General features: G+C 64.3%; 7 protein-coding genes. 2 read left to right on the forward strand and 5 right to left on the reverse strand.

Features of this window, described 5'->3' with window-relative positions:
• The first annotated feature begins 229 nt into the window (after positions 1-229).
• Entirely contained in the window at positions 230-856 is a 627-nt protein-coding gene (locus tag PHP59_RS11080; RefSeq protein WP_300166933.1) for a LysE family transporter, read from the forward strand.
• A gap of 3 nt (positions 857-859) precedes the next feature.
• Here PHP59_RS11080 and PHP59_RS11085 read toward each other — a convergent pair whose 3' ends face one another.
• From PHP59_RS11085 to cooS, 5 genes are all read right to left on the reverse strand, one after another.
• Entirely contained in the window at positions 860-1108 is a 249-nt protein-coding gene (locus tag PHP59_RS11085) for a hypothetical protein (protein ID WP_300166935.1), read from the reverse strand.
• 65 nt (positions 1109-1173) lie between these two features.
• Positions 1174-1728, reverse strand: a complete 555-nt coding sequence (locus PHP59_RS11090) for a flavodoxin family protein (protein WP_300166937.1) — start codon at positions 1726-1728, stop codon at positions 1174-1176.
• Between the two features lie 52 nt (positions 1729-1780).
• Complete coding sequence (locus PHP59_RS11095; protein ID WP_300166940.1) at positions 1781-2311, reverse strand: ribonuclease III domain-containing protein; 531 nt, start codon at positions 2309-2311, stop codon at positions 1781-1783.
• 570 nt (positions 2312-2881) lie between these two features.
• Entirely contained in the window at positions 2882-3199 is a 318-nt protein-coding gene (locus PHP59_RS11100) for a hypothetical protein (protein WP_300166942.1), read from the reverse strand.
• Positions 3196-5181 carry an anaerobic carbon-monoxide dehydrogenase catalytic subunit gene (gene cooS, locus PHP59_RS11105; protein WP_300166944.1) on the reverse strand — a complete coding sequence of 662 codons (1986 nt, stop codon included), beginning with the start codon at positions 5179-5181 and terminating at the stop codon, positions 3196-3198. Before cooS ends, PHP59_RS11100 begins: the two co-directional genes overlap by 4 nt.
• Before the next feature lie 117 nt (positions 5182-5298).
• On the opposite strand from cooS, the gene PHP59_RS11110 reads away from it, so the two are divergent.
• Positions 5299-5508 (forward strand): cupin domain-containing protein (locus tag PHP59_RS11110; protein ID WP_300166947.1); only part of this gene is annotated, 210 nt, incomplete at its 3' end.

Genomic DNA, 5508 nt, shown 5'->3' on the forward strand with positions numbered 1-5508 from the left:
TCGGGTGTCACCGGTTTTCCCGTGCCCGGGTGAAGAGGTGGGGCGAGAGGCGTCGGCAGGTCGGCCTGGATGTTGTACCAGGCCTTCGGGATGGCGTCCTCGTCCAGGAGGATCTTCGTCTGCATGAAAGGACGTGTACCATGAACATAGATATACATTGTGGAACAAAATAATACATCGTAGATTGCAGACGCCAGGCGCGATCCGGTATTATAGAGCAGGACGATTCATGATGATGGAGATGGACGGCATTGCAGGGGCCCTGATCCTCGGCCTCGTCATCGGTCTTTCAGGCGCCCTTGCGCCGGGACCGACCCTGGTGGCGACGATCAGGGGGGCGCTCGCGGAGGGGTGGGCGGCAGGGCCAAAGGTCGCGGCCGGGCACGCCGCCCTGGAGACGGCGGTCTTCCTCGCCGTCGTCGCAGGCCTCGGTGTTGCAGCCGGGTCTGTCGGTCCCGCGGTCGCCCTTCTCGGCGGTGCGGCGCTCGTTGTCTTCGGCGGGATGACGATCAGGGAGAGCAGGACCGCGGTGCTGGAGGCCGCTCCTGCCGGGACGGCCGGGAACCCGTACGTCGCCGGGGCCGTAACGAGCGCCGCAAACCCCTATTTCTGGATCTGGTGGCTCACCATCGGGGCCGGCCTCCTCCTTGACGGCCTGGCCGGGGGTCTGGCCGTCGCCGGCGCCTTCATGCTCGGCCACTGGGCCGCGGACTTCGGGTGGTTCGGCCTCGTCGCCGCGGCCACGGCAGGGGGACGGAGAGTCATGAGCGTCGGGCAGTACCGCCTCGTCCTCGGCGCATGCGGCCTCTTCCTCATCCTCTTCGGGGCGGCGTACCTCTGGCGGGCCTTCGCCTGAGGATCACCGCTCGGCCGCGGACCGTGCCGCGGCATCGTCGTACACGCGGGCCTTCCCCCGCACCTCGCCCTTCTTTGCCCGCGGGCTGAGACGGTCGAGCACGACAGAGGCCGGGGCGGCCCCGGAGACGAGGGCGAGCGCGTCGACGATCTCGGCCCGCGACGGGATGGGGCCGGTAAACCGCGCCGTAAAATCGATCTCTGTTCGCCGCCTCTCCTCGTCCCTCTCGTACCGGGAAAAGTCGATGTCCATGCCTCAGCATGCAGGGGGAAAAGGGTTGAAGGTTTGGGAGATATTTCGGGACCTACCCTTCCCCCTCACTCTGCAAGATCCTTTCCTGCCCCAAACGCCCGTCTCATCAACTCTTCGCTCTCCTGCACCTCGCCGGCCGCGAGAAGGCCCGGGGCGATGATGATCTCGGTCACCTTGAGGCCGAAGAAGGTCATCGTGATCTCGAAGTGCGTCGCCATGCCCTCGAACATCGCCGGGTTGGCGTCGCCCTGCGGGAAGATGAGGACGACCTTCTTCCCCGGCGGAAGCCGCGAGGTGAAGTCCGGGTTCACGAGAGCATACCAGCGGTCGATGAAACTCTTGGTGTTCCCTGTCATCTGTCCGAAATAGACCGGGCTCCCGATCACAAGCCCGTCGGCCGAGATCAGATCCTCGTAGACAGGATACATATCGTCCTTCAACCGGCAGACATTCGTCCCCTTGCAGTAGCCGCAACCCTGGCAGTCCTGGAAGACCATGTCGTTCAGGTAGATGACGGCGGTCTCTGCCCCGGCCGCATGGGCGCCGATGAGCGCTTGCTTGACGAGAATGTCGGTGTTGCCCCCTTTGCGGGGGCTTCCCACAATACCGATGACTTTCATGCCCCTTCGATCCCCCATCAGGGGGCAGGGATATATAACGTGATCCCCGGCATCAGGGCCTGAGAAGGGTGGCCGCCCGCGCAATCCCCTTCAGGCCGCACTGCAGAAAGATGATGCCAAGGACGGCCTCGACAAGAGTCCCTTTCACATGCCCGACATTCCCCTTCGGCACAGGCGGGTCGAGGTGGATCCTGTGCTCGTACAGCCCCCACCGATCGCAGAGGCGGGCCATGTTCGCGTTGCTCTCGTACGCCTTCCGCCTCTCGGGGAGAGTCCCTGCATCCACGACCCTGGGGCTCCATATCTCGGGGAGCACCCCGATCTTCAGGGCGGCGTCGCCGATCCAGGCGAGCGCCTCCGCGGCCTCGGGGAGGCGGGCCATCTCCGCGAGTTCCTTTCCGGAGAGGATGCAGCCACCGTCGCCGAAGTGTACGAGGATCTCAGAGAAGAGATTCCGCGTGCTCGGCATGAAGAAGGCGAGGAGGAGCATCTCCTCGCTGGCGATCTGATACCCGAGATCGGCCTCGATACCGGCCCCTGACCCTGCCCCGGATCGCGGCGATCTTTCCCGGTATTCTGTCAATCGAGGAGAGCCAGTGCCCCATCATCCTGATCTCGCGGGCATTTCCCTGCGGGAGAAGGGCACGCCTGGCGGCGATACCGTCACGCAGGGCCCCGAGATTCTGTTCTATCCCTATCTCGTGCCAGGTGAGTGTGCGGTGCATCTCCTCCTCCCCGAACCGGAAACATCAAAAATAATATATATTATATCCAGCATGGAGGTGTGCCTCAGGGAGGACGGGACGGCCTGCCGCGGTGCGGCGAGTCCACCGACTGAAACGGCTGAAAGTCGGACGGGCGACAGAGACACCGCACCAAGGGGCCGAACAGATGCCACCGGAAGATAAGAACCAGAACGGCCAGCCGCTGGCATGTACGGCAACATGGCCGGGGGCTCCAGAAAAGCCGCCACTGGTGCCGGCTTATCTTCAGGGCACGATGCCGTGAAGGCCCGGTTTTGCAGTCGAAACGGCTGAAGATGCAGGACAGAAAGGCGAGGCACGGGGCCGAACAGGGTTCCGCATACACCCTCTGGGGCACGTTTTTCAGGATATACCATCCTTTTTCTGTCCCGCAGAAGGGGGAGAACGATCTACTCGTCTCTCCGGCCATGGCAGGGACCGTCCGCCTCCCCTGACACCCGCGTGGCGCCGTGCCTCCGGCGGTACAGGACAAGGAGGGCGTCGGCTGCAGCGTCCTCCAGGCCCCAGGGAATCTGTCCTCGCTCCCCTGCCTGCCGCAGGAGTTCGGCGCGGAGGGCCGTTTCGTCCGAGATCCCGAGGGCTGCGACGCCGTCCAGCATCCCCTCCAGGCCAAAAACGATGAACCGCCTGTTCCCCACTCTCACCTCAGAGATGAGGGCGGGGTCGGCGGTGCTGCAGGAAACAGGCCGGGTGTCTTTCCCTGTCACAGCCCGAGCCCCTTCCTTTTCTCCTCGATATGGCCGAGGATACCGTCCGCAGCCGCCGCAGCGTCAGGTTCGAGCCTGAGGACGCCGCCGGTGATCCCCTGCAGGTCGGTGGTGAGGAGTTTCACCAGGCGCGGGGCGCCGGTCACCGTCGGCACCGGGTTCACATAGGTGTACAGGCCGAAGGCGAGAGCAAAGATCGCGTCGATCGTCGCCTTCTGCTCCATATATTCAGGGGCGACCGCCGCGACCGGGAGGTCGGCGACAGGCACGCCGCCGAGGGCCGCACCGACGGCGCCGACGAGGTCCGCGAGGCGTCCCGTGTCCGTGCAGGTCCCGAAGGAGAGGACAGGCGGCACGCCGAGAGCTTTGCAGACCTTCTTGAGGCCTGGCCCGGCCTTTGCCGCGGCTTCGGGGGTGCAGAGGCCGGCAACCTGCATCGCCGCGTTCCCGCAGCCCATCGAGAGTACAAGGATGTCACGCCCGATCAACTCCTCGGCCACCGCGACCGAGTGGACGTCCTGCCCTGAGTCCCTGAGAGTCGTGCAGGAGACGAGGCCCGCGACGCCCCGGATCGAGCCGTCCTTGATCGCGTCCAGGAGGGGAACAAGGCTCCCTCCAAGGGCCGCGACGATGCTCTCTGGCGAGAAACCGACGACCGCCTGGCCGACATGGAGGCCGCGGACAGGTTCGACCTTCCTGTGCCTCTGCCGAAAATTCTCGATCCCCATCTGGAGGAGGGACGCCGCCTGGGCCCGCGCCTGTGCCGGGTCATAGTCCATCCGGTCGACGACACCCTCGAAGGCAACAAGTTCTGAGACCGGAACGATCCTGAAACCGAACCTCTCCGCATAGACAGGATCGAGGGGCAGGGAACAATTCATGTCAGCCACAAAGACGTCCACCGCCCCTGTGGCCAGCACCACCTCCTGCATGATCCAGTTCCCTGTATAGCCCCAGAAGACGTCGTCCATCTCCAGGCGCTGGACCATCTCCTGCCCGGTCTCGATATTCGCGATCACCCTGATACCCTTTGCCCCGGCCTCGTGCGCCCGTTCCTGCCACGTGGGGTCTCGGGCAAGGTCCACGAGGGCGAAGCCCAGGAAGGGTTCGTGGCCGTTCGGGAGGATGTTCACATAGTCGGGGTCAAGGACGCCGAGGTCCACCCGCATCCAGTGGGGCGACGGCGTGCCGAAGAGGGCGTCCTGCAAGGACTCGAGGACGAGCTGGCTCTGGTAGGCCATCGCCACGGAAAGACGCATCGCCTTCTTCGCAAGGCTCACATAGTCGCCGTCCACATTCGTGAGGGAGGAACTCGTCGCGACCATCATCTCGCCATAGACCCCGCCAGGGAAGATGCCGATATCCTTCCAGACCCGGACCCGATCTGCCGGCGCAAGGAGTTCGACGATCCGGCTCGGCTCGTCAGACCTGCGGTGGAAGTCGTCCTGAACAAAAGTACAGAGGGCGAGGGCCAGTCGGTCGATCGGCATGCCTGTGTCAAGGCCGAGCCTCGCGGCAAAAACCTTCAGTTTTTCCGGGTCTTTCACCCGGAAAGGCGTCCTGCCAAGGGCAGTCTCCCGCAAGGTCTTCACCGTCTGCTCGCAGTGGTAGTGGTAGGTGGAGGCCCCCATCACATTCCGCAGGAGCATCATCCGCATCGCCATGCCGTCCGCGGAGATCCCGCAGACACCGCGTTTGTCCGCGGCAGCGTCGGCCCTGCACGGCCCGTTCGAGCAGAAGTCGCAGCGAACACCCCCCATGCAGAAACGGCACCTGTTGTCCGGGTCGCCCCCGATTCCCTGCGCTTCGTAGCGGTCCCAGACATTGGAGAGCCCCATATCATGGAGTTTTTTATAGACCGTCCTCACCGACGGGTGGTACGATATCCTCTTTTCATCCAATTGCGTCCCCTCCGGAGGCGGCCGCGTCTGCCGCCGCCACCCCCCCATCTCAAGGAGAGGGAATAAACCTGTCGTCGTCATGCCGGGGCGAGCACCTCTTCGTCCGCCAGATGGTCGCGGCGGAGGGGACGACCCAAAGGTATTCATCGGTGAAGACGGAGTATCCCCCAGGTGAAGACCTTGATTGCACGAACGGTCATGGAGACCCCGGTCGAGAAGAACCCGCACGGCGTGGACGCACGGAAAGTCTACGACACCGAACACGCCACCATGGTCCACATCGCCCTGCAGCCGGGAGAGAGCCTGAAAAAGCACATCACGCCCGTGGATGTCGCCTTCTATGTCCTCGAAGGGACCGGCATCGTCGAGATCGGGGACGAGAGGCAGGAGTGCGGCCCCGACACACTG

Origin of the sequence: Methanofollis sp., assembly GCF_028702905.1 — an archaeon.
Taxonomy (GTDB): Archaea; Halobacteriota; Methanomicrobia; order Methanomicrobiales; family Methanofollaceae; genus Methanofollis.